The sequence below is a fragment of the Mesorhizobium sp. L103C131B0 genome (assembly GCF_000502275.1).
GTDB lineage: Bacteria > Pseudomonadota > Alphaproteobacteria > Rhizobiales > Rhizobiaceae > Mesorhizobium.
The window spans coordinates 39,331-63,907 of sequence record NZ_AYXC01000001.1 but is presented as its reverse complement, the minus strand read 5'-3'; the positions used below and the strand labels follow the sequence as shown (position 1 = coordinate 63,907).

The window sequence follows — 24,577 nt, the reverse complement described above, 5'->3', positions numbered from 1 at the left end:
AGGAGGCGGCCCGAAAGGGCCGCCTTTCTTTTGGCTGTAGAAACCGGGCTTTTTGGCTGTGGAAACCGGGTATGGTCCGCAATAAGGGTCGTCGGATTCCGCGAGCATGATTATATGAGGGACAAACGAGTTCCCCAATGCGCTTTCCGCCCGCCTTTCTCGATGAGATACGCGACCGTGTGCCGATTTCATCGGTCATCGGCCAGCGCGTCGCATGGGACAGGAAGAAGACCAACGCCTCGCGCGGCGACTATTGGGCCTGTTGTCCGTTCCATGGCGAAAAGAGCCCCTCCTTCCACTGCGAGGACAAGAAGGGCCGCTATCACTGTTTCGGCTGTTCGGTGTCGGGCGATCATTTCAAGTTCCTGACCGAGCTCGACGGATTAAGCTTTCCCGAAGCGGTCGAGAAGATCGCCGACATGGCCGGCGTGCCGATGCCGGTGCGCGACGAGCGGGAAGAACAGCGTGAGAAGGAACGCGCCAGCCTGACCGATGTCATGGAGATGGCGACTGCCTTCTTCCAGGAGCGGCTGCAAGGACCGGAGGGTGCAAAAGCCCGCGCCTATCTCAGGGATCGCGGGCTGACGCCGGCGACGCAGCAATCGTTCCGGCTGGGCTTTGCGCCCGACAGCCGCAATGCGCTGAAGGAACATCTTGCCGCCAAGGGTGTGCCCAAGGCCGACATCGAGGCCTGCGGGCTGGTGCGTCATGGCGACGACATCCCGGTCTCCTATGACTGGTTCCGCGATCGCATCATGTTCCCGATCCCGGATTCGCGCGGCAAGATCATCGCCTTTGGCGGCCGCGCACTGGCGCCCGATGCGCTGGCCAAATACATGAATTCGCCCGACACGGAGCTCTTCCACAAGGGCAACGTGCTCTACAATTTCGCCCGCGCCCGCAAAGCGCTGGCGAAAGGCGGCACGGTGATTGCCGTCGAAGGTTATATGGACGTGATTGCGCTGGCGCAGGCCGGCTTCGAGAATGCCGTGGCGCCGCTCGGCACCGCGCTCACCGAAAACCAGCTCGAACTTCTGTGGCGCATGGCGCCTGAGCCGATGCTGTGCTTCGACGGCGACCAGGCCGGGCTGAAGGCGGCGTGGCGGGCCGCGGATCTCGCGCTGCCGTCGGTGCAGGCCGGGCGGTCGGTGCGCTTTGCGCTGTTGCCGGAGGGCAAGGATCCCGACGATCTGGTCAAGGCAGAAGGGCCGGACGCGTTTCGTGCCGTGCTGGCGGAAGCGCGGCCTCTCGCTGATTTGTTGTGGATGCGTGAGACATCCGGTGGCGTCTTCGACACGCCGGAGCGGCGGGCGGGGCTGACAAAGACGCTGCGCGAACTGACCAGCCGCATCCGCGATGAGAGCCAGCGCTACCACTACCAGCAGTGGATGCGCGAGCGGGAGCTGACCTTCTTCAGCGCCCAGCGCGAAGTGCGGCAAGGTCGCCAGGACTGGAAACCGGGGCAGGGCAAAACGCCCGCACCCGGCGGACAGTTCGCCAAAGGCAGCGGGGCAGGCGCGCGCGCCGCGATCACCGAAAGCCTCGGCCGCTCCGCCATGGTCAAACGCGGTGGCGAGATGATGTCGGTGCGCGAGGCGACGATCATCGTAGCCCTCGTCAACCATCCGGCGCTGATCGACGAGAACTTCGCCCATGTCGAGTTCCTCGATCTCGCCAACACCGATCTGCAGCGGCTGCACGCCGCCATCCTCGATGCGATGGCGCACGACATGGCCAATGACCGTAGCGCGGTGATCGCCACCATCGAACGTGCCGGCTGCAGCGATATCTGGGGGCGCGCCGTGGCGCTCATCCAACGGGCCAGGCAATGGCCCGCGCTGGAAACCGCAGCGCTTGACGATGCCCGCGACGCCTTCAACCAGGCGCTGCACTTGCAGCGCAGCGCGCGCACCTTACATAAGGAGCTGAAACAGGCGGAAGCAGCGCTCGCCAGCGATCCCACTGACGAAAACTACCGGCACCTCATCGAGATTCAGGCGCAATTCCGTGATGTACAAGCAACGGAAGCGCTGATCGAAGGGTTCGGTGTATCCTCGGGCAGGGGTGGGCGCGTCTAGGTCGAAACCTGCGCAAGAATGAATGTTGTACGTGCTGCGCGTCGAATCGACGCCTCTAAGTCTGGTAATTGATTCGCTTTTTTGATGCGAATCATGCGAGAGGCGCTTGACCTTCTGGCAGAATGACGGAATCAGGACGATTCGAAACCTTAACCCGCGCCGGCGTCGACGGAAATGCACTGACGCGAGGTGCTGATCACTGGACAGGCTGTCAGCCTGCCACAGATATCAGGGTTAATCTGGACTTAATGCATATCGCCCAAAAGTGAAAACCGGTTTTGGGGGCACGATATGAACAAACAAAAGAGTTGATTCGGTTACCGGCCCGGTTAAGCGCCACCAGCGCATGTAGTTTGACCGGTGCGGCAGCTACGCGGCTTCGATGCTCGGCCGCTAGGAGAAGATAAAGACTATGGCGACAAAGGAAAAGGAAGAGGTCGAGACCGAACGTGAAGGCGCCACCGATGGGCCTCTGCTCGACCTTTCCGATGATGCTGTCAAGAAGATGATCAAGGCCGCCAAGAAGCGCGGCTATGTGACTCTCGACGAACTGAACGCGGTGCTGCCGTCGGAAGAGACCGATCCGGATCGCATCGAAGACATCAATGCGATGCTGTCCGACATGGGCATCAACGTGGTCGAGGACGACGATCAGAGCGAGGAGCCCGAGGCCGCCGACAGCAATGCCGACGCCGAGGAAGACGCCAACGAGCTGGCCGAGCAGACCGGCACCGCCGTCGCCGCCACGACCACCAAGAAAGAGCCGACCGACCGCACCGATGACCCGGTGCGCATGTATCTGCGCGAGATGGGCTCGGTCGAGCTCCTGTCGCGCGAGGGCGAAATCGCGATCGCCAAGCGCATCGAGGCCGGCCGCGAGACGATGATTGCGGGCCTCTGCGAAAGCCCGCTGACCTTCCAGGCCATCATCATCTGGCGTGACGAGCTCAACGAATCCAAGATCCTGCTGCGCGAGATCATCGACCTCGAAGCCACCTATGCCGGCCCCGAAGCCAAGCAGGCGCCGGTGGTCGAGCGCATCGAGGAGGCGCCCAAGGCCGAGGACAAGCCGAGGCGTGGACGCGACGAGGAAGACGACATCACCAATGTCGGCGCCGACACGCGCGGCCTGGTCGATGACGACGAGGAAGACGAGGACGAGGCGAGCCTGTCGCTGGCGGCGATGGAAGCGGAACTGCGCCCGCAGGTGATGGAGACGCTCGACGTCATCGCCGACACCTACAAGAAGCTGCGCAAGCTGCAGGACCAGCAGGTCGAGAACCGTCTGGCCGCGACCGGCACGCTGTCGCCAAGCCAGGACCGCCGCCTGAAGGAGCTGAAGGACCAGCTGATCAAGGCGGTGAAGTCGCTGTCGCTCAATACGGCGCGCATCGAGGCGCTGGTCGAGCAGCTCTACGACATCAACAAGCGGCTGGTGCAGAACGAAGGCAAGCTGCTGCGCCTGGCCGAAAGCTATGGCGTGCGCCGCGAGGAGTTCCTCAAGGAATATCAGGGCTCCGAGCTCGACCCGAACTGGACACGCTCGATCGGCAATCTCACCTCGCGCGGCTGGAAGGAATTCACCAAGAACGAGAAGGACGCGATCAAGGATCTGCGTTCGGAAATCCAGAACCTCGCCACCGAGACGGCGATCTCGATCCTGGAATTCCGCAAGATCGTCAACCAGGTGCAGAAGGGCGAGCGCGAAGCCGCTATCGCCAAGAAGGAAATGGTCGAGGCCAACCTGCGCCTCGTCATTTCCATCGCCAAGAAATACACCAATCGCGGCCTGCAGTTCCTCGACCTGATCCAGGAAGGCAATATCGGCTTGATGAAGGCGGTCGACAAATTCGAATACCGCCGCGGCTACAAGTTCTCGACCTATGCGACATGGTGGATCCGGCAGGCGATCACGCGTTCGATTGCCGACCAGGCGCGCACCATCCGCATTCCGGTGCACATGATCGAAACGATCAACAAGATCGTGCGCACGTCGCGCCAGATGCTGCATGAAATCGGCCGCGAGCCGACGCCGGAGGAACTGGCAGAAAAGCTCGCAATGCCGCTCGAAAAAGTGCGCAAGGTCTTGAAGATCGCCAAGGAGCCGATCTCGCTCGAAACCCCTGTGGGTGACGAAGAGGATTCGCATCTGGGCGATTTCATCGAGGACAAGATGGCGATCCTGCCGATCGATGCGGCGATCCAAGCCAATCTGCGCGAGACCACCACGCGGGTGCTCGCCTCGCTGACGCCGCGCGAGGAGCGGGTGCTGCGCATGCGCTTCGGCATCGGCATGAACACCGACCACACGCTGGAAGAAGTCGGCCAGCAGTTTTCGGTCACCCGCGAACGTATCCGCCAGATCGAGGCCAAGGCGCTGCGCAAGCTCAAGCACCCGAGCCGGAGCCGCAAGCTGAGGAGCTTCCTCGACAGCTGATACCGGCAACAGACCAGCATTCGAAAAGGGCGCCGATGGCGCCCTTTTTGTTGCCGGGTGAAGGCTCTTGTCGCCCATCTCCGTCGGGAGGATACTTGCCTGGTCGGATGCATGTTCTGGGCGAAAAACCGGATGTCCGCCCCGGCTGATGTCCTCAGCCGTGCTCCGTGGCGCCGGAGGGAGGTGTGTGATGACAACCTACATCCTGCTGATGAACTGGACAGAACAGGGCGCCAGAAATATCCGAGAGTCGCCGAAGCGGCTCGATGCCGCCAAGAAGCAACTGGCCGACATGGGCGGCTCGTTCAAGGCGTTTTACCTGACTATGGGCGAATATGACATGGTGGCGATTATCGAGGCGCCCGACGATGCTGTGCTTGCTCGTTTCGCCCTGATGCTGGCAACGGGTGGCAGCGTCAAGACGCGAACGCTCAAGGCTTTCCCGGAATTTGCCTATCGCGAGATCGTCACTTCGCTTGGATAGCGCTGGGCGTGGGTCCGTGCGGCTCGGCGTCATATTGCGGGGCCGTGCCGTCAAGGCGATAGTCGCGCCATGTCCAAGCCTGCGCTGACCGTCTGGTACAACACACGCTGCCCGGTTTGCGATGGCGGCATCACCCGGCAGAAACGGCGGCTGATCGAGGCGATCAAGGCCGGGCGGATCGAATTCCGCGACATCAACCTCGAACCGGCGGCGCTCTCTGGCTACAGCGCCTCGCTGGAGGACATACGCCGCCGGCTGCATGCCACCGATGCCGAAGGCAGGCTGCTGGTCGGCGCCGATGTCGCGGTTGCCGTCTGGCGGGCGACGCCGGGCGAGGGCTGGCTGGCGACGCTCTTCGGCAATCCGGTCGCGCTGCCGCTGACGCGGTTCGCGTACAATCGCTTCGCCGNGGGCTGGCTGGCGACGCTCTTCGGCAATCCGGTCGCGCTGCCGCTGACGCGGTTCGCGTACAATCGCTTCGCCGATCTTCTCTATGCCTGGAACCGGCGCAAGGGCCGCTGGTAGCGAGGCAAGGCCCGAAGATATCTGCGGGCCTTACCGTCATGGGCGTTACCGGGACGCCGGCTCGCAAAGCCAGCCGACAATGCGGCGCACCGCCGGCAGCACCGTGAGCAACGTTGGGAACGCTACCAGCCAGGACAGGCCCCAGGCAGTGAGCCAGACAGCCGGCAAATCAGGTTGCAGTCCAAGGCTTTTCAGCGTCGATATGAACGAGACGATGAAGGTCATCAGCAGCGACAGCACCAGCGGGCTGACGATCGCGGCATAGCGCGCCGGCAGCTTGCCGCGCTTACGGTTCGTGGTCATTTTTGGATTTTCCTGAAACATCCGGTCCGTCGCATTTGGCATCCATTGCGCCGGGTTTCCGGCGGAACTGCCCGGAAAGACCGGGGTGGATGCGTTGCTTGACGTCAGACGCTTACGGAGAGGTTTTGGCCCTCACGCGCTTTCTAGCTGCCGGCGGCGGCGAAATCAACCTTCTGGCGCCGCCTTTAGATACATCGTAAGATATATCTTGACTCGTCGGCGGGGCAAGCCTAATTAAGATGTATCGTAAGATATAACTCAAGGAGCAATTCATGCACAGACATCATCCCTTTGGCGAGCGCGCCGAGCGCGCATTCCTGCACATGGCAGGCAAATTTGGTGGAAGAGGGGGCAGCGGCTTTGGTCCGTTCGGCCACGGCGGACGTGGCGGTGGACGCGGCGGCCCGGGCGACATGTTTCGCGCCGGGCGCATGCTGGCCGACGGCGATCTCAAGCTGATCACGCTGTCGCTGCTGGCCGAGGCGCCTCGCCACGGCTACGACATCATCAAGGCGCTGGAAGAGCGCACCAGCGGCATCTACAGCCCGAGCCCGGGCGTCGTCTATCCGACGCTGACCTTCCTGGAAGAGGCCGGCTATGCGGCTTCAGCCGCCGACGGCAACAAGAAGGTGTTTTCGATCACCGAGGCGGGCCAGGCGCATCTCGCCGAGAACCGCGAGATGATCGACGGCGTGCTGGAGCATCTCGAGCGCTTCGGCCGCAAGATGGCGAAAGCGCGGGACTGGTTCGGCTGGAACGACGACGGCGAGGAAGGCGGACGGCGTGGTGGACGGGGTCGCTCGGATGCCCGCGAGGAGTTCCGCGCCGTGCGCCACCGGCTGCGTGCCGCGCTCGGCGATCTCGTCGACGCGCCGGCTGAAAAGCAGGCCGAGGCGATTGCAGTCCTGGAAGCCGCCGCTGAAGCCCTGGAAGCGCTATCGCGCGGTTGACCCCTGGCGAGAACGCTTGCCCGTTCGACTGAGGAACGGTACTGAAAATCATCCTGCACCGCGAGACGTGGTGCAGGATGATTGCCGTTGGAGGAAGCCCCATGTCTTTTCTGAAGCGTCTTTTCGGTGGTGGCGGTGAGGGGGGCGAGCCCAAGAGCGCAGCACCGGCAAAGCAGGTTGAGCACAAGGGATTTTTGATCAGCGCCACGCCCTACAAGGCGGAGGGGGGCCAATACCAGACCTGCGGCGTGGTTTCGAAGGAAGTCGACGGCGTGATGAAGGAACACAAATTCATCCGCGCCGATCGCTTTGCCGGACTGGACGACGCCGTCGACATCTCGATCAAGAAGGGCATGCAACTGGTCGACGAGCAAGGCGAGAGGATGTTCGGGTAAGGGCCGAACTGGTCGAGGCGCCGAACATAGGTTTTGCGCCGGTCATCCGTCGCCAGAATCTCGAATAACGGCAGTGGGCGGCAAGCAGAAAGTATCGACAATTGAGCGTAGCGTTTGCCAAGGAGGAAAGCGCCGAGGCAGCATCGGAAACCATCCTGCCGGCTCGCCCTGTCTCCGATCGGGTCAACCTTGTCACGGAAGCGGGCCTCAAGACGCTGCAGGTTGAATTGGCTCGCGCCCAGCAAGCTCTCGAGGCCGCTAGCGTGCTGGAAGATGTCAATGAGCGGCGACGCCAGTCAGCGGTTCCGGTTCGAGATATGCGTTACTATGCCGAGCGCGTCCGTACGGCACAGCTTATGCCGGTGCCCACCTCTAATGAGGTGATCGCCTTCGGGCACACCGTTACCTTCAAACGTGATGATGGCCGCACTCAGACCTTCCGCATCGTCGGAGAGGATGAGGCCAACCCGTCTGAAGCTTCCATATCGCATGGTTCGCCGGTTGCCATCGCGCTGACCGGAAAAACCGTTGGCGACTTTGTCCAGCTAGGGCCGCGCGAACTTGAGATCCTGTCCATTTCCTAGGACGCAGGTATGATGCGCGACCGAGGCCGGTGCACCTTGAGACGTGATCAGATGCCCGCAATTGCCAAAAGCCAAGCCAGGATGTCGAGCAGCAGAAAAACCAGCGCAATCTGCAACGCCAGCCGGAGCCGCTGGATAATTCGCCAGTTGCCGGCCATGTCCGCCTTGATCCGAAGGGCAAGCGCGCGGCGCATGGCCGACATTGTCGTCGGCCTGTCGCCGTCGACATATTGATCAAGCAGATCTTCCGGATCGAAGCGGAATGTATATTGGTGATAGGGCCAAAGCATGAAGACGATCAGCCCGCCGATGCCGAACAACAGGGCCACTGCGGTCCAATCCCAAAGCCCAAGCCCGTTGGAAAGCGCCGCACCGCCGAGTAGCGAGTTGGCAAATGCGATGGCAAAGACAAGGCTGCCGGCGCGGGTGCTCATGTTCTCCACAAGCGTCTGCTGTTGAGTGAGACCTCTCACCGCCTCCTGATAGATGAACGCGAGACGCGGATCATCGTCGGCAACAGCGCTTGCGACAATTCCGTTGTTCTCTCCTCCACTCGGACATTCGGCCATAAGTTGCCTCTCTGTTTTGACAGGGTTGCACGAGTTTAGCCCGATCCGTCGGTGCAAAAACAGATTGGCCGTGGACCAACGGCAAATCCGATGGCGATGCCGGGGGCTTCCAAACCTATGAGGGCCAGCTGATGAACGGGCAAGAATAGTTGGCAGCCATCGAAAACCCCGCCACGAACACCACGCCATCTGCCGGTGGACCCTGCTCTCGGCCCCGGACAGCAAGAAGGCAGGCACCGAAGCGCCTGCCTTTTCAATGCGAATGACGGGGTGTGCTTACGCGGCGATTTGCGCGCTCGCGGTCTTGGCCACCACGGCATCGACCTTGGCGGTCGCCTTGGCAAGTGCGGCGGTGACGGCATCAGGGCCCATGCCGACGCCTTCGATGCGGATGACGTCGACATCGGTCATGCCGAGAAAGCCGAGCACGCCGCGCAGATAGGGGATGGCGTGATCGAACTGCACGGCCGCACCTTCGGAATAGATGCCGCCCGAGGCGAGTACGATATAGACCTTCTTGCCGGTGACGAGGCCCTTGGGACCACCCTCGCCATAAGAGAAGCTCTTGCCGGAGCGGGAGATGTGATCGACCCAGGACTTCAGGGTTGAGGAGATGTTGAAGTTGATGAAGCCGGTGGCCAGGATCACGGTGTCGGCTGCGAACAGTTCGTCAAGCACGATGTCGGAGACGCCGACGACTTCGGCCTGGCGCGGCGTGCGGGCTTCAACGGGGGTGTAGATGCCGGTCGCATAATCGGTGTCGATGTGCGGCAGCGGGTTGGCCACGAGGTCGCGTACGACGAGCGTATTCGACGGGTCGGCGGCGACGAGCTTTTCAGCGAATTCGGTAGCGATACGGGTCGAGTGCGAGGCAGCGCCGCGCGGGCTCGAGGTTACAAGCAGGATAGACATAGCGGTTCTCTCCAGTGGGAATTGATTTCTCCCGCCTGATATGGGCCTACCGAGCCATTCAAAAAACTGGTATATTTTCTATACGATCCATCCATAAAGTAGGTATGCCGTGCAACCCAATCCGACGCTCGACCAATTACAGATCCTGGTTGCGGTCGCCGACACCGGCAGCTTCTCAGCCGCCGGCCGCAAGCTTAACCGCGCGCAGTCCGTCATCAGCTACGGCATCGCCAATCTTGAAGCGCAGCTTGGCCTGAAACTGTTCGAGCGCGAGGGCACGCGCGAGCCGCAGCTGACCGAAATCGGCCGGGCGATGCTGGAGGACGCCCGGCGCATGGTCGGCATGCTGCAGCGCATCCGTTCGCGTGCCGACGGTCACCATCAGGGGCTGGAGGCTGAAGTTGCGCTATCGGTTGACGCGGCGCTGCCCTCGCCGGTGCTGGTGCGGGTGCTGAAGGCGTTCGAGGCGCAGTTCCCGACCGTGATGATGCGACTGCATATCGGCACGCTCGGTCTGATCCCCGACCATGTCGTCAGCGGACAGTCGGATCTTGGCATCGGTGGCTTGCTGGGCGAGGTCGACGTGCATCTCGTGCGCATCGGCTTCATGTCGATCGTGCTGGCTGCCGCCCCCACCCACCCTCTGGCACTGCTGCCGAAACCGGTGGCGCTCGAGGATGCGCGAGAGCACACCCAGCTGGTTGTCAGCGACCAGTCGGAACGCACCAAGGGACGCGACTTCGGCGTCTTTGCCTATCGTACATGGCGGCTGACAGATGTGCGTATCAAGCATACGTTGATGCGCGAGGGGCTGGGCTGGGGCGGGTTGCCGCGCTGGCTGATCGCGGACGATTTGGCCAGCGGCAGGCTGGTCGAACTCGACCTTGAACCCTTTAGCGAGGTGCGCTCATCGCTCTATGCCATGCACCGCGCCGACCGCAGCCCGAAACCGGCGGCGGCCTGGCTGATCGACCAGTTCAAACGCCAGCTCGGCTGCTTCAACGAGTTCGACCCGGACGACCTGCCTGAGGATGAGCCGGAGACAGCCCATCGATCAGAGCCATGAGCACGGCGCGATAGTCTTCGGCCGAGGCGCCGGCCTCGACGGCAAGTGCTGCGCGGTCGAAGGCAGCGGCGAGCAAAGCGGTCAGCGCATCGGCCGGCAGTCTGGTCATCGACTGTTCGCGCATTGCCGCAACCAGGCCTTCGCGCAGCGACCGGTTGCCGTGGCGATTGTCGATCGCATCCATGGCGGCGCGGCCAAGCACGGCCGGCCCGTCGAGCAGCAAAAGCCGCGTGCGGCCGGGCGCGCGCATGGCGGCGAGATAGGCGTCCGAGCCGGCAATCAGCGCATTGCGGGCAAACAAAGAAGGCGGCGAGGCGCGCTCGATCTCTTGCGCCACCGCCGCCGCCTCCTGCTCGACCACGGCGGCAAACAGCGCCTGCTTGTCGGCAAAGTGGTGATAGAGCGCGCCGCGGGTGACGCCGGCGGCCGCAACGATCTCCGGCGTGCCGGTCTCGGCATAGGACTTTTCGATGAACAGTTTGCGCGCCGCAGCGATCAGGTCGGCCCGCGTCGCTTCGGTGCGGTCGCGGTTGGAGCGGCGCGGGGTTTCTCGTTGCATACATGCAGCCTGTATGTTATTTCGAATTACATGCAAACTGTATGTTGGCTAACGGGAGAAAGAAAGATGAAGACGACGAGCTATTATCCGGTGCTGATGACGGGCGACGTAGCCGGCACAAAAGCCTTCTATATCAATCACTTCCGCTTCAAGCCGCTGTTTGCGAGCAACTGGTATGTGCATCTGCAGTCTGCCGAGGATCGCCGGGTCAATCTCGGTATCGTCCAGGGCGAGCACGAGACGATCCCCGAGGGGGGGCGCGGCCGCACATCGGGGCTGCTGCTCAATTTCGAGGTGAGGGATCCTGATGCTGTCTATGAACGGATCGTTGCGGCCGGCCTGCCGATCCTGTGCCCGCTGCGCGACGAACCCTTCGGCCAGCGCCATTTCATCACCAGGGATCCCAATGGCGTGCTGATCGACGTCATCAAGCCGATCCCGCTCAGCCCGGAATTTCAGGCGCAATTCGCGGCGGGCGCGGCGGGCGCCTGAACAATGGCAGCAAATGTCGGCAGCGGCTCCGGCCGCTGTGGCCGGACCCGCACCATGCGGTCTATGTTGGTGATGTTGAAGCTGGGCCTGCCGCATGCGTGACATCTGCCTTGTTCGTGCGCCATCCAATCTCGGCCTTCGGCCCTTGGAGCCGGGCCATGTGCCCGGCACCTGGCGTGCGCCGCAGGCGCTGAGCGAAGCTGGTTTGATCGAGTCGCTGGCGCCGGGGCGGGTGGTCGATCTCGACAGACCCGCCTACAGTACCGAACCGCAACCGGGCACTAGGCTGCGTAATGGTCCGGCGATCCGCCGCTTCAACCTCGATCTTGCCGAGATCGTCACCCGTGCGCTTGGGCAAGGCGAGTTCCCGCTGATCATCGGCGGCGACTGCTCGATCCTGCTTGGCGCACTGGTCGCCGCGCGGCGCTCGGGCGCAGTCGCCCTGATCCATTTCGATGGCCACAGCGATTTCCGCCATCCCGGCAACTACGATGTCAATGCCTCACTCGGCTCGGTTGCCGGCATGGATCTGGCACTTGCCACCGGACGCGGCGAGGCTTTGCTGGCGCAATGGCCAGGTGTTGTCGGTCCGCTCGTCGCCGACGAGGCGGTGGTTCAGATCGGCGAACGCGAGAGCCGCGATGCCGATTTTGCCTGGCCCGACATCAATGCGACCGCCGTGACGCGCATCGACGTCTTTGCCGCGCAGGAACTCGGCGCGGCTGGAGTGTTGCAAACCACAAGAGCGACGCTGGCGCGCGCCGGCTGTCCCTACTGGCTGCATCTCGATGTCGATGTGCTCGACCAGACGGTGATGCCGGCGGTGGATTCGCCCGGCAGCCCCGGCATCGACCCCGATGAACTCGTTGCCATTCTGTCGGCGCTGGCAGCGGACCAGCGCTGCACCGGCTTGGACATGACGATCTACGATCCCGACCTCGACCCGACCGGTGACCTTGCGCGACTGCTGGTGTCGCTGCTCGGGCGGGTGCTCAAGCCTCGATAAAGGCTCAGCTCGCCCTTGCTACCGGCGTCACCGTCACCTGGCTGACGCCGGTGCGGCGCACCACTGTGCATAGCGTCTCGCGGCCGATGCGTTCGGCGTCGAGCATGCGCACGAGGTCGTCGACGCCGGTGACCGGGCGACCGTCTATCGCCGCGATGATGTCGCCTTCCCTGAGGCCGGCCTTCGCCGCGGGTCCGTCTTTCTCGACGCTGCGCAGCCGCACCGCAGTACTGGTGGTCACCTGCGACAGGAGCGCTGCGCGGCGCGGCAAACTGGTGGTGTCGGCCGAGATGCCGATGAAGGCGCGCCGCACGCGGCCGAAGCGGATGATCTCCGAAATGACGAAGTTGGCGGTGTTGGAAGCGACCGCGAAGGCGATGCCTTGCGCGCCGTGGATCATGGCGGTGTTGACGCCGATGACTTCGCCTGCCGACGACACCAGCGGTCCGCCGGAATTGCCGGGATTGAGCGCGGCATCGGTCTGGACGACATCGTCGATCAGCCGCCCGGTCGAGGCGCGCATCGAACGGCCAAGTGCGGAGACCACGCCTGACGTTACGGTCCATTCGAAGCCGAGCGGATTGCCGATGGCAATGGCGATCTGGCCGCGCCGCAGCCGCTTGGAATCGCCGAGCGGCGCGACTTCGGTGAAGCTGCCATCGGCGCGCACCAGCGCGATGTCGGTGTCAGGGTCGCGGCCTAGCACGCGGCCTTCGCTGGAGGCGCCGTCGGGCATAGAGACGCGCACCGTTTTGGCATCGCCAACGACATGGAAATTGGTAACGACCAGCCCGTCCGGCGCGATGACGAAGCCGGAGCCATGGCCACCTTGGCCACCGACGCGCTCGATGCGGCAGACGGCTGGGCCGATGCGGTCGACGGCGTCGGCGACTGTCGTCGAATAGGCGTCGAGCAGTGTGTCGTCGGTTTCGAATTTGTGGGCGGCGAGGGCCATTGGCGGGGCTCCGTGTTTTCAGGCGCGATGATGACTATATGTGCGGAGCGGCTCGAACTGCCGCGACCTGACCAGATGGCCAGTCACACCAGTAACTAGCCGTCAGACGAGTACCTCCGGGCGCACTGCCGAGCGATATCTGGGGCATGAGAAAACCCAGGAGATCATCATGAGTGACTTCAACCTTAATGCATTTTCCGACGCCATCGCCGATCTCGCCGCCAAGGCTGCGCCGGCAACGGCAAGTTTCACCACCCATCACCATCGCACCGCCAGCGCCTTCCACTGGCGTGACGGCTATTTCGTCACCGCCGAGGAAGCTGTCGAGGCCGGTGAGGAGATCGAATTGACATTGGCTTCGGGCGAAGCGGTGAAGGCCGAACTGGTCGGTCGCGATCCGTCGACCGGCGTAGCGCTTCTGAAGCCGGCCGGCGCTGCCGCAGCGCCTGCGCTGGCCAAGGCTGACGCGGTACGGCCCGGCAATCTTGCCATCGCCATCGGCAGTAGTCAGGGTTCGGCGCTGGCCGTATCGGGTTCGGTCGGCGAGGTCGGCCCCGCCTGGCGCTCGATGCGCGGCGGCAGCATCGATCGGCGCATCAATCTCGCCGTCAATGCCGGCGGCCGTTTCGAGGGCGGGCCGGTGCTTGACGCCAAGGGCGCGCTGATCGGCATGCTGCTGTTTGGGCCACGTGGTCGTGCGCTGGTCATGCCTTATGAGACGATCGAGCGGGCCGTGGCGACGCTGCGTGAAAAGGGCCATGTCGCGCGCGGCTATCTCGGCGCCGGCCTGCACCCGATCCGTGACGGCGCGGCGCGCGGCGCCATCGTCATGAGCCTCGACGACAATGGTCCGGCCAAGGCCGCCGGCCTTGCGCTGGGCGACATCATCGTGGCGTGGAATGGCGAGGCCGTGCACGGCCCGCGCGAACTGATCCGAAAGCTTGGGCCGGATAGCGCGGGCGCCGCGGTGACGCTCGGCGTGGTGCGCGGCGGCGAGCAGCGCGACGTCGCGCTGACCGTCGGTGAAAAACCGCTGAGCTGAGAGGGGCGATGGAAAGCGACACGCTGACAAGGCCGGAGGCGGGTGGGCCGGAGGTGGGTGGGCCGGAGGTGGCGGGCGGCGGACGCCAGCTCGTGGTGCTGATCGCGCTGCACGATGCCGCGCGTGCCGAGCGCCTGTCAGCTTCGCTTGCCATGGCGGACGATCTGCTTCCGGTCGTGGCCGGCAGCGGGATTGCCGACGTCGCTGTCGTCGATGACGCTGTTGCGAACAGTCCGGCCTGGCTCGATCGGGCCGATGGTGGCAACAGCGCAATCCCACGGGTGCTGCTATCCGCGAGCGCTGGCCGGCCGGAAAACCGGGTGCTTGCCGTGCTGCCTTTGGCGTCGGATGCGAATCTGATCGCGGCTGCCGTCAGACTTGCGGCGGCCGGCTACCGGGTGTCCAGGGATGGGCGTTCGACGCCCGCTCGCCACGACGATTTCGATGGCGCCGCCAACGGCGGAAGCCATAGCGGGCTGTTCGGCGAGGAGCCGTTGGACGATGGCGCTACCGCCCGTCCGGCGCTGTCGCCGCGCGAGGCCGAAGTGCTGGCGCTGCTGGCCGAAGGCGCGCCCAACAAGGTGATCGCGCGGCGGCTGAACATCTCCGTGCACACGGCAAAGTTCCACGTCGCCGCGATCCTGATCAAGCTGGGTGCTGCGAACCGCACGGATGCCATCGCGATCGCGATGCGGCAGGGCCTGGTGCTGGTCTAACCCCCTTATCCATTTGAGCCTACGTTGCGTAACCCGTTGCAGGCTGCCGAGGCCTTGCGCAGTGCATTGCCGCCGCGCAATGGTTCGCGTCAGTGATGTAGCAAGGGAGGTGCCAAGACATGTCGCTCAAGGGAAAGACGCTGTTCATCTCCGGCGGGTCGCGCGGCATCGGTCTTTCGATCGCGCTGCGAGCTGCGCGCGACGGCGCCAATGTGACGATCGCGGCCAAGACCGCCGAGCCGCATCCGAAGCTGCCGGGCACGATCTACTCGGCAGCTGAGGAGATCGAGCAGGCCGGCGGCAAGGCGCTGCCTGTTTTGTGCGACATCCGCGAGGAGGCGCAGGTGGCTGAGGCGGTTGCCAAGACCGTCGAAAAGTTCGGCGGCATCGATATCTGCGTCAACAATGCCAGCGCCATCCAGCTCACCGGCACGCTGGAGACGGACATGAAGCGCTACGATCTGATGCACCAGATCAACACGCGCGGCACCTTCCTGGTGTCGAAAATGTGCATTCCGCACCTGAAGTTGGCAAGCAATCCTCACATCTTGAATCTGGCGCCGCCGCTCGACATGAAGGCCAAATGGTTCAAGAACCATGTCGCCTACACCATGGCCAAGTTCGGCATGTCGATGTGCACGCTGGGGATGAGCGCCGAGTTTGCCAAGGACGGCATCGCGGTCAATTCGCTGTGGCCGATCTCGACCATCGACACGGCTGCGGTGCGCAATCTGCTCGGCGGCGCGACGGTGGCGGCGATGAGCCGCTTGCCCGACATCATGGCCGATGCCGCACACGCCATCTTCATGCGCTCATCGCGCGAGACATCAGGCAATTTCTACATCGATGAAGAGGTGCTGCGGGCCGAGGGCGTGACCGATTTCGCGGTCTATGCGCCGGGCGCGACCGGGCCGCTGGCCGGCGACTTTTTCGTGCCGGACGCGGTATTTGCCAATTCGCCGACGAACGTCAAAAGCATCTACTGACGGAAATCACGGGCCGACGGCGCTGCTTCCTCATCCACCTGCCGGCGTTTTTCGAAAAACCAAGCAATTGGCTTTTCGCCCGCTGTGCGGACCAGCCTCACCTCCCCATGAACGGGGAGAAAGGGGCTCATCACTCCTCGCCCTTCTTGCCTTTGCTCAGTCCCATCAGCCGGTCGATATAGGCCAGCATCAGCGCCGAGACGACGAAAGCGAGGTGGATGATGGTCAGCCACATCAGCTGGTCGATCGTATAGGAAGACGAATTCAGGAACACCTGCAACAGGTGGATCGAGGAAATAGCGACGATGGTCGAGGCGACCTTGACCTTCAGCGAACCGACATCGATCGTACCCAGCCAGTGCACACCGCCATCCTGGTCGTCGAAGCGGCTGACGAAATTCTCGTAGCCGGAGATGATCACCATCACCACCAGCGAGGCGACAAGTGCGGCGTCGATGAGGCCGAGCATCTTCAGGATGGTGTCGGTGTCGTCGAGTGTGAAGGCGACCATGACGAACTCGTAGAGTTTTTTGCCGAAGGACAGCGCATAGACGGCGAGCGCCAGGGCCAGCCCGATGTAGAAAACCACCAGCAGCCAGCGTGAGGCGAGGATGATCGATTCGATGGCGAGTTCGAGACGTTTCATGCAGCGGTTCCGGTCAGCTTTCTGAGGTCGACTGGGGTATTTCGATCAGCTTGCCGCAGTTTGCAAGGCAAATTGCGACGCAAAAAAACCCCGCCGGGAGGGCCGGCGGGGTTCAATGCATCCCGCTGGAGTCGGGACGGGGCAGGGAACGCCCAGGCTTGAATCTGGGGAGGGCGGCCGCTCTATTCAATGAGCCGGTTCTAATACCAGTACAATTCTTGCTGAACCGGGATTGCTGTCCGCAGCTCGACCCATCCCGATCTGCCGGGATGGGTCCTTGTTGTCGATCTGATTCCAGAAAGCTGCTCAAGCCATTGGAAAGCAGATCAATTGTTACTCGCCACCGGTGCCACCAGCGAGGTGATGCGACGGATGCCGACACGGCGGTTCTCGCGGTTGGGCGCCGTGGTGTTGACCTTCAGGTATTCCTCGCCATAGCCCTGAGTGGTCAGGTTTTCCGGCGGGATCCCGAAGGCATTGGTCAGCGCTTCGGCGACAGACTCAGCGCGCCGGTCGGACAGAGCAAGGTTTGCTTCCGGCGTGCCAACCGCATCGGTGTGGCCTTCGATCAGGAAGGTTTCGGCCGGGTTCTTCTTCAACAGTTTCTCCATGGCCGTGGCGACGCCTTCCAGTTTCTGCACTTCGGCGTCGGATATTGAGGCCGAGCCGAACTCGAAGTTCAATGTATCGAGGTCGACGCGACGGGCAATGTCGCGCACGCGCGCCGAACGCTTCACTTCGTCGATGGAATAGAGGCGCTGGACCTTCTCCACCGGCGGTTGTTCGAGGAACTCGTAATAATCGTCCGGGCTTTCGACATCTTCCGAATCGAGGATGTACTCGCGGCGCGGGATGGTGAGCCGCATCGGCGGCAGGTCGTCACCGGGATCGCGCCAGTCATTGTCGTCGTCATAGCTGCGCTCGTCGACATAGCTCAGCACATATTCGTGCCCATCCGGCGTGATGCGCGATCGCCTGATGACGTCGCCATTGCGGTTGCGGATGGTGACGATCTGGATGCCATTGTCGCGCTCGACGATTTCCCGAGAGCGATCGCCCGACAGTTCCTCATAGTAAACATTCCTGGCGCCGCGGTGCATGCGCGGAGCGTCATTGCTTTCCACGATCGTCTGGTTGTTGAACTGCAGGATGACGCGGTCGCCGAGTTCCTTGACGACGTCGACGCCTTTCGGACGCCGGCGGTCGCGGACGTTCTCATCGGGTGCACGCTCGACGCGTTTGCCTTTTTCCTCCGTCACCGGGGCGATCTTTTCTGGCTGAATTGCCTGCTGAGCTGACTTGTCGTCGGTGGGCGGCGGTCCCTGGTCGACCGGAGCCGGCTTCGGGGCTTGCGCCTCGGTGCCGCCCTGCGCGGGCTGCTCGCCCGTCTGGCCGCCAGCATTCTGGCCGTTCCCATTTTGGCCGTCGCCATTCTGGCTGTTGCCGCCCTGGTTCTTGCGATGCTTGCGCCTGGCATCCTTCTGGCTGTCCAGGATGGGTGCTTCGTCGGGGTTGGCCGTGGCTTCGCCTTGCGCCGGCGTCTCACGTTGCGCGGGCTGCTCGGCATTGGCCGGTTGCTCCGCAGGCTGTGGTTCACCGGTCGCAGGCTGCTGTTCGCCCGTCACCGGCTGTTCGCCGACAGTTTTTTTGCCGTGCTTTTTCGCCTGATCCTTCGGCTGTTCACCTTCGGCGGGAGCCGCTTGCTGATCGGCCGGGGGCTGAATCGGCTCGGCCTGCGGCGCGGGCTCTCCGGCAGGCGCAACTTTGACGTCTGGCGCTTTGTCGGCAGGCGCGGCCTCGATCTGCTGATCCTGCTTGCGCTTTTTCTTGCCCGACTTGTTGTCGTTTGCCGGCGCCACCTGTTCGGTGGGCGCTGCCTGCTCGGCAGGCTGCTGGGCCGGCTGTTCAGCGGGCGCCGCTTCGATCTGCTGTTGGTCGCGCTTCTTCTTGCGTGGCTTTAGCGGCTGTTCTTCATTTGCCGGAGCTACCTGTTCGGCCGGTTGTTCAGCCGGTGCTGCCTCGATCTGCTGCTGGTCACGCTTCTTCTTGCGTGGCTTGAGCGGCTGCTCATCGGTCGCCGGCGCTGCCTGGGCGCCGCCCTCATCCGCAGGCGCCGCCTCGATCTGCTGCTGTTGATTGCGCTTCTTTTTGCGCGGCTGCTGTTCCTCGGCGGCAGGTGCGGCCTGTTCGGCCGGGGCCTGCTCGGTCTGCTGCTGATCCCGCTTCTTCCTGCGCGGCTGTTGTTCCTCGGCGGCAGGGGCGGGTTGCTCTGCAGCCGGTGCAGGCTGCTCGGCGGCCGGCGCTGCCTGTTCGGCCTGCTGGCGTTTCTTTTTGCGCGGCAGTTCCTGGTCGGTCTGCTGACCATCTGCAGCAGGGTCGTCCTGGACCAGGATCAGTGGCGCGGCCGTGTGCTGCAAGGGGCCGAAAACGGCGTTGCCCTGCAACGGGGATGCGCCCAACGGCGCGGATGCCATAAGCAGGCCAAGTGCCGTACCTGCCAGTACCCGTGGTTGGCGTTTCATCTTAAATTCTCCTTGTGGGGTCCCATCCCTGCCCAAACTGTCCTTGACCGGATTGGTTCCGGTTTGCGGGCATTACCCGCACCCAAGGACGATTGACCGGCGTTTTGAAGGCAACTTCATGTTTTTCCTATGGTGCGGCCGGAATTTGAAGTCACACAACAGCTTGACCTTGCCGCATGCGGAGGCCACATCTCGACCCATAATGGAAACGCCGTTCTGGAAGACCAAGACGCTGGAAGCGATGACGCCCACCGAGTGGGAATCGCTGTGCGACGGCTGCGGAAAATGCTGCCTGTCTAAACTCGAGGACGAGGATACCGGCGAGATCTACTGGACATCAGTCGGCTGCCGGCTGTTCGATGGGCAAAGCTGCCGCTGTTCGGACTATGCCAACCGGCTGGCGCGCGTGCCGGACTGTGTCGGGCTGACGCCGCAGAATGTGCGCACCATCACGTGGCTGCCGAAAACCTGTGCCTACCGGCTGGTTGCCGAGGGGCACGACCTCTATTGGTGGCACAGGCTGGTGTCGGGAAGTGCCGAGACTGTTCATGATGCCGGCATCTCCATGCGCGGCCGCGTCCGCGCCAGTGAGACCGATCTGGCCGAGCCGGACGACTATTTCGACTATATGCTCGATGACGAGCCCTGAGCATTCTGGAACGGACGCTGCCATAGGGCGTTCTGCGCCATTGGACGTTTTTGACGGTCAGGATCGTTTGCAGCGGTGGAAGGGGCGGTTGCTTTCAACCTGTCGGGCAGATTAACCGAAAATGAACGGCCGGTTCGCGAAGAGTTCAGATTGCAAGGAGCATTCTCCCCCCATCGGTTCGACCAAGACGGGCGCAAGCCCTCAACAAGGAGAGAAGACAATGTTCAACTCATTCAAGACGGCAGCCCTTTCGGGTCTCGTAGCTCTCGGCACGCTTGCCGCAGTGCCCGCCCAGGCGGACTCGATCTATCTCGGCTTCGGCAACAACCATGACCGCCGCGTCGGCGTCTACACCGGCGACGATGAGGACGGCTTTCGCCGTGACCGCAATTGGCGCCGCTGCTCGCCGGATCGCGCCCTCGACAAGGCCGAGCGCATGGGCCTGCACCGCGTCCGCATCGTCGATGTCAATCGCCGCGTGGTGAAGGTCGCCGGCCGCCAGTATGGCGATCGCGTAGTGGTCGTGTTCGCCAATGAGCGCGGCTGCCCGGTTATCTATCGCTAAGAGAACCAGACTGATCTTCTGCGAAGATCAGTCTGGGATACGACCTTCTGCGAAGGTCGATCCGGAGGCATGCTCCTCTGCGAGGATCAGCCTGGAGTAGCGGCATGACCCTTCTAGGGTCAGCCAGGAGCCCCTTTCCCTCCGCGGAAAGGTGCGGCTCGAAAAAACCCCGGAGGCCAGTCCTCCGGGGTTTTTCACGTCGGAAATCTGCGGTTCCGGCCGACGGCCCGGCCCGGTGGCCTGCTACTTAAGCTCGAATGTCACTGTTACCTGCACGGCGTAGGCATTCTCGCCGGCCTGCACGGGAACCGCGGCGCCTGCCGCATCGAAGGCCTTGGCATTGATCGGCATCGGCGCCGGCGCAACGTTCTGGTCGGTGATTTCCAGCACCCGGCCGATGCTGACGCCGGCGGCTTCGGCCAGCGTCTTGGCCTTGGCCATGGCATCGGCGACCGCCTTCTTGCGGGCTTCGGTGACGGCAGCTTTCGGGTCTTCGTTGGAGAACGAAATGCCGCCGCCCTGGTTGACGCCGAGCGACACAGCCTTGTCGAGAATCTCACCTGTTTTGTCGATGTCGCGGATGCGCACCGAGAGTGTGTTGGTCACCTGGTAGGCTACAAGCTCGGCTTCCTGGCTGCCGTCCGGTTTGTTGGTGTAGTTGTAACGCGGGTTGATCTGGATGCCGGCGGTCTGCAGGTCGCGATCCTTGATCCCTGCCGACTTCATTGCCGCGATCACGGCGGCCATGGCGTCGTTGTTGGCGTCGAGTGCCGCGCGTGCGGTCTTGGCCTCGCGCATGACGCTGAGCGTCAGCAGCGCCAGGTCAGGCGCCACGGTCGACTGGCCTTCACCCGACACGATGATGCGGGGCGGGGGCAGCGAATCGGCAGCGCTTGCCATCGCCGGAAAAGCGATCGCGGCGGCAAGTGCGAGCGGCAAAATATGTCTGGTCATGAAAATCTCCTCGGTGTGCGATCCAGTCGCGCCTGTCGACTAGGGCGCGAATATGGGCTGATTTGGGCGATCTCGGCCAGCCCGTCCGGAAAGCCTTGTGCCGCGCAAGGAAAAACACTAATCCAGCGCGCGTGGGGCCTGTAGCTCAATGGTTAGAGCCGGCGGCTCATAACCGCTTGGTTGGGGGTTCGAGTCCCTCCGGGCCCACCAGTCGCCTTGATGCATAAGGCTTTGCGTCGAGGGTAGACGACCCGGTTAGACATCGGTTAGACAAACCGCTTCAGAAGCTTCGCCATGCCATCCACGGCGAGCCGCTCCTGCTCCGTCCTTGCTGTAAAGCTCTACGTGGTCCAGGTCGTCGTGGCCGAGAATGCCTGCCGATTGTTTCGGGGTCGCGCCCTCCTTGGCCAGGTACTTCCCCAGCGTCTTCCGAAGTCCATGCAGCGTGCAGCCGGGCCCCATGCTCGCCATCTTGCTCCAGTGCGCCATCATGCCGGTCAGCGACCTCTCCGAGAAGGAATTGCCGTAGGCGTTCAAAATCACCGTGTCGGCCGAGCCCCAATGCTTCGGTGAGCACATAGGTGATCGTTAGCGGACTTCAAATGCGATCCGCTGCTCACTAATTACTTGATCCCGTAAATTACATGATCACGTACCGACTTTTTTATTGAAATCCCGAATTCGGTGGCCTTATAAGACCGATGTTGCCATTGCTCGTAGGTCGGCTGTGATGGATAACGTGGTTCCATTCCGCAAGGCCGTGCCTTGCGTCGAAGTGACAGAAACCTGCGGCGAATGGTTCGTCCGCGTGGTTGAGAAAGATCAGGAAATTGCCCGGTCATTCAATCAGGAATCGTTCGCGTTGTCCTTTGCAGAAGGCCAGCGGACACGCCTAGGGCTAGCGAAGGTCGTGCGCCTGTAGGGCGCTGTGGGGCGGCATTGTAGGCATTCAAGCATGAGCGGAACCTAATTTGCAGCCGCAAATTAATGTCCAATGAATGAACTCCCAAACCGGAAAAAACTCGTGCCTGACCCTCAACCTCGGCGGGGCTCCAACAAAGGTGTGTTGCTAGCGGCTGCAGCGCTGCTGTTTGCCTTTCTCGCTCTTATTCTGTTTGGGTTTTTTCAGTAAGTGCGCGCGGCGCCGGCTTCCCAGAGAGGGCAGAGCACCTGCCGACGTGATCTTCGATCCGCTCGCGTCCTTGCGGTGGGGCGACTATCCAAGCCGGCTCGGTTCGTCGCTCCTGACGGGTTCGGCGGTCCCACCACAGCAGGATGATCATTCGGCAATTCTTGGCAGCGCCGGTATTCAACTCACGCCCAAAGCGATTGAACTGAAGCTGGCCGTCGATGTCGTGACTGACGCAGCATGAGCCGAACAGGCGAGGCAAGCGCAAGCCTTGGGGCCCAACCTCAGACAGACGAAGCACGCTCGTGCAGTCTGGAGACAGCGCAACGAGTTATTCATTCGGGCGCCTTCGCATCACCAGCGGAACGAAAGAGTTAATTGGCGGTTTACTAGGGAAGGATTGCAGGACGAAAAACATTGAGGATTTCTGCCATGACAATGTTGTTCGAACCACTCGACTCTGAAGGTTACAAGCGCAGCGTGGTCTACCATGCCGCACGCTTGTCCATGCTCCACAATCGAATGCTGAAGCGTTTCGACAAGGTCGATAAAGCGGCTGAAAAGGTTGAAGCCGAGGTGGAGCTGTTTGATGAAGCTGTTCGCACTCTCTGCGAATGAGCGGCATGTTGACCGCCGACGTTCCTGCTGGCGCGTATACGGGCGCGGGGTTCACCGTTGCGTCACCAGGCGATGTCGCGCCGCGTATTTGGGCTTGATAAGCACGATCTAATGTATACGATTCACCCAGCCGGCCTGGCTCCCCCGCCATCGGGCCGGTCAGGCCCGACGGTCCAACGCACCACCCCAAACGACTGTCGGGCCGCCAGGACGCTCACTGCGCAGCCGGGTTCATGCTTTGCCTTTTTTTCTCGAAAAGCGCGAGCTTGGTCATATAACCAATTCTGATTTTTGCATGGCATTGGGTGCAGTTGAAGTTGGATATCACCTTCAACCACGATCCCTTTTTTATGATGACATGAGAACAATTTGGACATTCCAGTTCCAGGTACTCGTCCCCCATATCGTTTGAAATCGGCACTACGACACTCCCCAACAGTTGCCCGTGAAACTTGCGCTTCGAGATCGGCCGGCACCTCCGTGCTCAAACCCCGAACGTGGGTCCTTGGCAGATGTTCCGCAATCCGACCTCTGGCGACCGGGATCGGACCTAAGTCCAAATCGCCGCCAACAGGCCGAGAAGTGGAACCCCGGCGGATGCTTTTTGAACGCTGAATTTCCGTCCTCGCCGGTCGTAGTCCGCCGTCCTCCTGGCCAAAGCGCCAATGTTGCCCTTTGTGAGACTGACCTCGTCCGGCCTACCAGGTCGCCAGGGCGCAACTCCGGTAATAATGCGGCGGAGCGAATGTCAGCGCGAAGCTGTGCGCAGGGACGCCAACTCGCTGACAGCAGCAAGGATGACAGCATCGGTTGCCGGCTTCGGCAGGAATCTGCAGTCGCGGAAAGCCGCGGGAACGTCGGCGGGGCCAAATCCCGACAAGAAGGCAAAGGGGATGCCTCGCGCCTGCAATATCCTCGCCACCGGCAGACCCGTTTCACCGTTCAGCTGGATGTCTAGCAACGCCACGTCAATCTTGTCCGATTCGACAAGACGCAGAGCGGCGGATACCGACGGCACAGGTCCGACCACCTGATAACCGGCGCGACGCAGCCGCGCGGCAGTGTCCTGCGCGACTAGCCATTGATCCTCAACAATCAGAACACTCACGCTTTCGCTCACGGCCCCTCTCTGCGATTGACCGGAAATGAGATGTCGATCCGAGACCTTCGGACAGTTGTTTCGACATGTCCGCAAACCTATAGGTAACCTCTCCATGCAGCAAGGTGAGGCTGATGCTGGAGCGGAGGCGCTTCCACCGACCACTTGCTGAATTACCGGAGCCGAAGATTAGCGCGTCAATGGGGCTGCGGTCCGCGCCTCCGCTCCATCAGAGTTGGATAGGCGTTTACCCCTCTCCACGATCCACAAAATCTAAAAGCCGCCGTACCGCGCCATTGGCTCTTCAAAGCATGAGCAGCACCTCTCTCTCCATCT

General features: G+C 62.5%; 28 protein-coding genes and 1 tRNA gene. 19 read left to right on the top strand and 10 right to left on the bottom strand.

What is annotated here, in order from left to right:
* The first annotated feature begins 137 nt into the window (after positions 1 to 137).
* The 4 genes from dnaG (at position 138) to X730_RS163815 (ending at position 5,524) form a co-directional block, all read left to right on the top strand.
* On the top strand, positions 138 to 2,078 hold the full coding sequence (dnaG, locus tag X730_RS163800; protein WP_023683795.1) for a DNA primase: 1,941 nt from the start codon (positions 138 to 140) through the stop codon (positions 2,076 to 2,078).
* Between the two features lie 412 nt (positions 2,079 to 2,490).
* A complete protein-coding gene (gene rpoD / locus X730_RS163805) occupies positions 2,491 to 4,515 on the top strand; it encodes an RNA polymerase sigma factor RpoD (RefSeq protein ID WP_023672446.1) in 2,025 nt (674 codons plus the stop codon).
* A gap of 190 nt (positions 4,516 to 4,705) precedes the next feature.
* The gene (locus tag X730_RS163810; protein ID WP_023672447.1) at positions 4,706 to 4,999 is read left to right on the top strand and encodes a GYD domain-containing protein; all 294 of its coding nucleotides are present in this window, start codon (positions 4,706 to 4,708) and stop codon (positions 4,997 to 4,999) included.
* A 69-nt stretch (positions 5,000 to 5,068) separates the two neighbouring features.
* Positions 5,069 to 5,524: a DCC1-like thiol-disulfide oxidoreductase family protein gene (locus X730_RS163815; protein WP_023825314.1), complete on the top strand. Its 456-nt coding sequence runs from the start codon at positions 5,069 to 5,071 to the stop codon at positions 5,522 to 5,524.
* 45 nt (positions 5,525 to 5,569) lie between these two features.
* Here X730_RS163815 and X730_RS163820 read toward each other — a convergent pair whose 3' ends face one another.
* On the bottom strand, positions 5,570 to 5,827 hold the full coding sequence (locus X730_RS163820; protein WP_023825313.1) for a DUF2798 domain-containing protein: 258 nt from the start codon (positions 5,825 to 5,827) through the stop codon (positions 5,570 to 5,572).
* A gap of 272 nt (positions 5,828 to 6,099) precedes the next feature.
* On the opposite strand from X730_RS163820, the gene X730_RS163825 reads away from it, so the two are divergent.
* The 3 genes from X730_RS163825 to greA all read left to right on the top strand — a co-directional run bounded on the left by X730_RS163825 (position 6,100) and on the right by greA (position 7,756).
* A complete protein-coding gene (locus X730_RS163825; RefSeq protein WP_023689755.1) occupies positions 6,100 to 6,777 on the top strand; it encodes a PadR family transcriptional regulator in 678 nt (225 codons plus the stop codon).
* A 101-nt stretch (positions 6,778 to 6,878) separates the two neighbouring features.
* Positions 6,879 to 7,172: an HlyU family transcriptional regulator gene (locus X730_RS163830; protein ID WP_023672451.1), complete on the top strand. Its 294-nt coding sequence runs from the start codon at positions 6,879 to 6,881 to the stop codon at positions 7,170 to 7,172.
* 101 nt (positions 7,173 to 7,273) lie between these two features.
* Positions 7,274 to 7,756 carry a transcription elongation factor GreA gene (gene greA / locus X730_RS163835; RefSeq protein WP_023825312.1) on the top strand — a complete coding sequence of 161 codons (483 nt, stop codon included), beginning with the start codon at positions 7,274 to 7,276 and terminating at the stop codon, positions 7,754 to 7,756.
* Positions 7,757 to 7,803: 47 nt separating this feature from the next.
* Here greA and X730_RS163840 read toward each other — a convergent pair whose 3' ends face one another.
* Entirely contained in the window at positions 7,804 to 8,382 is a 579-nt protein-coding gene (locus X730_RS163840; RefSeq protein ID WP_245260622.1) for a hypothetical protein, read from the bottom strand.
* A gap of 219 nt (positions 8,383 to 8,601) precedes the next feature.
* Positions 8,602 to 9,237 carry an FMN-dependent NADH-azoreductase gene (locus X730_RS163845; protein ID WP_023689756.1) on the bottom strand — a complete coding sequence of 212 codons (636 nt, stop codon included), beginning with the start codon at positions 9,235 to 9,237 and terminating at the stop codon, positions 8,602 to 8,604.
* A 109-nt stretch (positions 9,238 to 9,346) separates the two neighbouring features.
* Here X730_RS163845 and X730_RS163850 point away from each other — a divergent pair, with 109 nt between their 5' ends.
* Positions 9,347 to 10,303, top strand: coding sequence for a LysR family transcriptional regulator (locus X730_RS163850; RefSeq protein WP_023727447.1), 957 nt, complete (start codon positions 9,347 to 9,349; stop codon positions 10,301 to 10,303).
* On the opposite strand, the gene X730_RS163855 is transcribed toward X730_RS163850, so the two are convergent.
* Complete coding sequence (locus X730_RS163855; protein WP_023672456.1) at positions 10,236 to 10,862, bottom strand: TetR/AcrR family transcriptional regulator; 627 nt, start codon at positions 10,860 to 10,862, stop codon at positions 10,236 to 10,238. The two genes, X730_RS163850 and X730_RS163855, sit on opposite strands and share 68 nt — an antisense overlap.
* 66 nt (positions 10,863 to 10,928) lie before the next feature.
* Between X730_RS163855 and X730_RS163860 the strand changes: the two genes are divergently transcribed.
* Both X730_RS163860 and X730_RS163865 read left to right on the top strand, forming a co-directional pair.
* Positions 10,929 to 11,354 (top strand): VOC family protein, encoded by a 426-nt coding sequence (locus X730_RS163860; RefSeq protein ID WP_023689757.1) that lies wholly within the window; start codon positions 10,929 to 10,931, stop codon positions 11,352 to 11,354.
* A 94-nt stretch (positions 11,355 to 11,448) separates the two neighbouring features.
* Positions 11,449 to 12,360 carry an arginase family protein gene (locus X730_RS163865; protein ID WP_023825311.1) on the top strand — a complete coding sequence of 304 codons (912 nt, stop codon included), beginning with the start codon at positions 11,449 to 11,451 and terminating at the stop codon, positions 12,358 to 12,360.
* A gap of 4 nt (positions 12,361 to 12,364) precedes the next feature.
* Here the strand turns inward: X730_RS163865 and X730_RS163870 are convergent, their stop codons facing one another.
* Positions 12,365 to 13,315 (bottom strand): trypsin-like peptidase domain-containing protein, encoded by a 951-nt coding sequence (locus X730_RS163870; RefSeq protein ID WP_023689759.1) that lies wholly within the window; start codon positions 13,313 to 13,315, stop codon positions 12,365 to 12,367.
* 169 nt (positions 13,316 to 13,484) lie between these two features.
* Between X730_RS163870 and X730_RS163875 the strand changes: the two genes are divergently transcribed.
* From X730_RS163875 to X730_RS163880, 3 genes are all read left to right on the top strand, one after another.
* Positions 13,485 to 14,357, top strand: a complete 873-nt coding sequence (locus tag X730_RS163875; RefSeq protein ID WP_023689760.1) for a S1C family serine protease — start codon at positions 13,485 to 13,487, stop codon at positions 14,355 to 14,357.
* Positions 14,358 to 14,365: 8 nt separating this feature from the next.
* Positions 14,366 to 15,073, top strand: a complete 708-nt coding sequence (locus X730_RS1000000167305; protein ID WP_155922376.1) for a helix-turn-helix transcriptional regulator — start codon at positions 14,366 to 14,368, stop codon at positions 15,071 to 15,073.
* 119 nt (positions 15,074 to 15,192) lie between these two features.
* A complete protein-coding gene (locus X730_RS163880; RefSeq protein ID WP_023672462.1) occupies positions 15,193 to 16,059 on the top strand; it encodes an NAD(P)-dependent oxidoreductase in 867 nt (288 codons plus the stop codon).
* A 130-nt stretch (positions 16,060 to 16,189) separates the two neighbouring features.
* Here X730_RS163880 and X730_RS163885 read toward each other — a convergent pair whose 3' ends face one another.
* Complete coding sequence (locus X730_RS163885) at positions 16,190 to 16,705, bottom strand: TIGR00645 family protein (RefSeq protein WP_023672463.1); 516 nt, start codon at positions 16,703 to 16,705, stop codon at positions 16,190 to 16,192.
* 326 nt (positions 16,706 to 17,031) lie between these two features.
* Complete coding sequence (locus X730_RS163890) at positions 17,032 to 19,227, bottom strand: OmpA family protein (RefSeq protein ID WP_023825310.1); 2,196 nt, start codon at positions 19,225 to 19,227, stop codon at positions 17,032 to 17,034.
* Between the two features lie 202 nt (positions 19,228 to 19,429).
* On the opposite strand from X730_RS163890, the gene X730_RS163895 reads away from it, so the two are divergent.
* Together X730_RS163895 and X730_RS01000000164070 are read left to right on the top strand one after the other, a co-directional pair.
* The gene (locus X730_RS163895; protein ID WP_023672465.1) at positions 19,430 to 19,876 is read left to right on the top strand and encodes a YcgN family cysteine cluster protein; all 447 of its coding nucleotides are present in this window, start codon (positions 19,430 to 19,432) and stop codon (positions 19,874 to 19,876) included.
* Positions 19,877 to 20,096: 220 nt separating this feature from the next.
* Complete coding sequence (locus X730_RS01000000164070; RefSeq protein WP_023672466.1) at positions 20,097 to 20,441, top strand: hypothetical protein; 345 nt, start codon at positions 20,097 to 20,099, stop codon at positions 20,439 to 20,441.
* 243 nt (positions 20,442 to 20,684) lie between these two features.
* Here X730_RS01000000164070 and X730_RS163900 read toward each other — a convergent pair whose 3' ends face one another.
* Positions 20,685 to 21,395: an SIMPL domain-containing protein gene (locus X730_RS163900; RefSeq protein WP_023672467.1), complete on the bottom strand. Its 711-nt coding sequence runs from the start codon at positions 21,393 to 21,395 to the stop codon at positions 20,685 to 20,687.
* A 134-nt stretch (positions 21,396 to 21,529) separates the two neighbouring features.
* Between X730_RS163900 and X730_RS163905 the strand changes: the two genes are divergently transcribed.
* A tRNA-Ile gene (locus X730_RS163905) sits at positions 21,530 to 21,605 on the top strand.
* Positions 21,606 to 21,650: 45 nt separating this feature from the next.
* Here the strand turns inward: X730_RS163905 and X730_RS01000000164065 are convergent.
* Complete coding sequence (locus X730_RS01000000164065) at positions 21,651 to 21,974, bottom strand: tyrosine-type recombinase/integrase (RefSeq protein WP_023830102.1); 324 nt, start codon at positions 21,972 to 21,974, stop codon at positions 21,651 to 21,653.
* A 151-nt stretch (positions 21,975 to 22,125) separates the two neighbouring features.
* Here X730_RS01000000164065 and X730_RS163910 point away from each other — a divergent pair, with 151 nt between their 5' ends.
* The 3 genes from X730_RS163910 to X730_RS28800 all read left to right on the top strand — a co-directional run bounded on the left by X730_RS163910 (position 22,126) and on the right by X730_RS28800 (position 23,142).
* Positions 22,126 to 22,317, top strand: a complete 192-nt coding sequence (locus tag X730_RS163910; RefSeq protein ID WP_023754523.1) for a hypothetical protein — start codon at positions 22,126 to 22,128, stop codon at positions 22,315 to 22,317.
* A 256-nt stretch (positions 22,318 to 22,573) separates the two neighbouring features.
* Positions 22,574 to 22,768, top strand: a complete 195-nt coding sequence (locus X730_RS163915; RefSeq protein WP_023714714.1) for a hypothetical protein — start codon at positions 22,574 to 22,576, stop codon at positions 22,766 to 22,768.
* A gap of 188 nt (positions 22,769 to 22,956) precedes the next feature.
* Positions 22,957 to 23,142 (top strand): hypothetical protein, encoded by a 186-nt coding sequence (locus X730_RS28800; protein ID WP_023825309.1) that lies wholly within the window; start codon positions 22,957 to 22,959, stop codon positions 23,140 to 23,142.
* Between the two features lie 748 nt (positions 23,143 to 23,890).
* On the opposite strand, the gene X730_RS163920 is transcribed toward X730_RS28800, so the two are convergent.
* A complete protein-coding gene (locus tag X730_RS163920; RefSeq protein WP_023670881.1) occupies positions 23,891 to 24,262 on the bottom strand; it encodes a response regulator in 372 nt (123 codons plus the stop codon).
* Between the last annotated feature and the right edge of the window lie 315 nt (positions 24,263 to 24,577).

Coding starts and splice junctions, on each gene's coding strand:
- dnaG (WP_023683795.1), top strand. CDS start 138: ATGCGCTTTCCGCCCGCCTTTCTCGATGAGATACGCGACCGTGTGCCG.
- rpoD (WP_023672446.1), top strand. CDS start 2,491: ATGGCGACAAAGGAAAAGGAAGAGGTCGAGACCGAACGTGAAGGCGCC.
- X730_RS163810 (WP_023672447.1), top strand. CDS start 4,706: ATGACAACCTACATCCTGCTGATGAACTGGACAGAACAGGGCGCCAGA.
- X730_RS163820 (WP_023825313.1), bottom strand. CDS start 5,827: ATGACCACGAACCGTAAGCGCGGCAAGCTGCCGGCGCGCTATGCCGCG.
- X730_RS163825 (WP_023689755.1), top strand. CDS start 6,100: ATGCACAGACATCATCCCTTTGGCGAGCGCGCCGAGCGCGCATTCCTG.
- X730_RS163830 (WP_023672451.1), top strand. CDS start 6,879: ATGTCTTTTCTGAAGCGTCTTTTCGGTGGTGGCGGTGAGGGGGGCGAG.
- X730_RS163845 (WP_023689756.1), bottom strand. CDS start 9,237: ATGTCTATCCTGCTTGTAACCTCGAGCCCGCGCGGCGCTGCCTCGCAC.
- X730_RS163855 (WP_023672456.1), bottom strand. CDS start 10,862: ATGCAACGAGAAACCCCGCGCCGCTCCAACCGCGACCGCACCGAAGCG.
- X730_RS163860 (WP_023689757.1), top strand. CDS start 10,929: ATGAAGACGACGAGCTATTATCCGGTGCTGATGACGGGCGACGTAGCC.
- X730_RS163865 (WP_023825311.1), top strand. CDS start 11,449: ATGCGTGACATCTGCCTTGTTCGTGCGCCATCCAATCTCGGCCTTCGG.
- X730_RS163870 (WP_023689759.1), bottom strand. CDS start 13,315: ATGGCCCTCGCCGCCCACAAATTCGAAACCGACGACACACTGCTCGAC.
- X730_RS163875 (WP_023689760.1), top strand. CDS start 13,485: ATGAGTGACTTCAACCTTAATGCATTTTCCGACGCCATCGCCGATCTC.
- X730_RS1000000167305 (WP_155922376.1), top strand. CDS start 14,366: ATGGAAAGCGACACGCTGACAAGGCCGGAGGCGGGTGGGCCGGAGGTG.
- X730_RS163880 (WP_023672462.1), top strand. CDS start 15,193: ATGTCGCTCAAGGGAAAGACGCTGTTCATCTCCGGCGGGTCGCGCGGC.
- X730_RS163885 (WP_023672463.1), bottom strand. CDS start 16,705: ATGAAACGTCTCGAACTCGCCATCGAATCGATCATCCTCGCCTCACGC.
- X730_RS163890 (WP_023825310.1), bottom strand. CDS start 19,227: ATGAAACGCCAACCACGGGTACTGGCAGGTACGGCACTTGGCCTGCTT.
- X730_RS163895 (WP_023672465.1), top strand. CDS start 19,430: ATGGAAACGCCGTTCTGGAAGACCAAGACGCTGGAAGCGATGACGCCC.
- X730_RS01000000164070 (WP_023672466.1), top strand. CDS start 20,097: ATGTTCAACTCATTCAAGACGGCAGCCCTTTCGGGTCTCGTAGCTCTC.
- X730_RS163900 (WP_023672467.1), bottom strand. CDS start 21,395: ATGACCAGACATATTTTGCCGCTCGCACTTGCCGCCGCGATCGCTTTT.
- X730_RS01000000164065 (WP_023830102.1), bottom strand. CDS start 21,974: ATGTGCTCACCGAAGCATTGGGGCTCGGCCGACACGGTGATTTTGAAC.
- X730_RS163910 (WP_023754523.1), top strand. CDS start 22,126: ATGGATAACGTGGTTCCATTCCGCAAGGCCGTGCCTTGCGTCGAAGTG.
- X730_RS28800 (WP_023825309.1), top strand. CDS start 22,957: ATGACAATGTTGTTCGAACCACTCGACTCTGAAGGTTACAAGCGCAGC.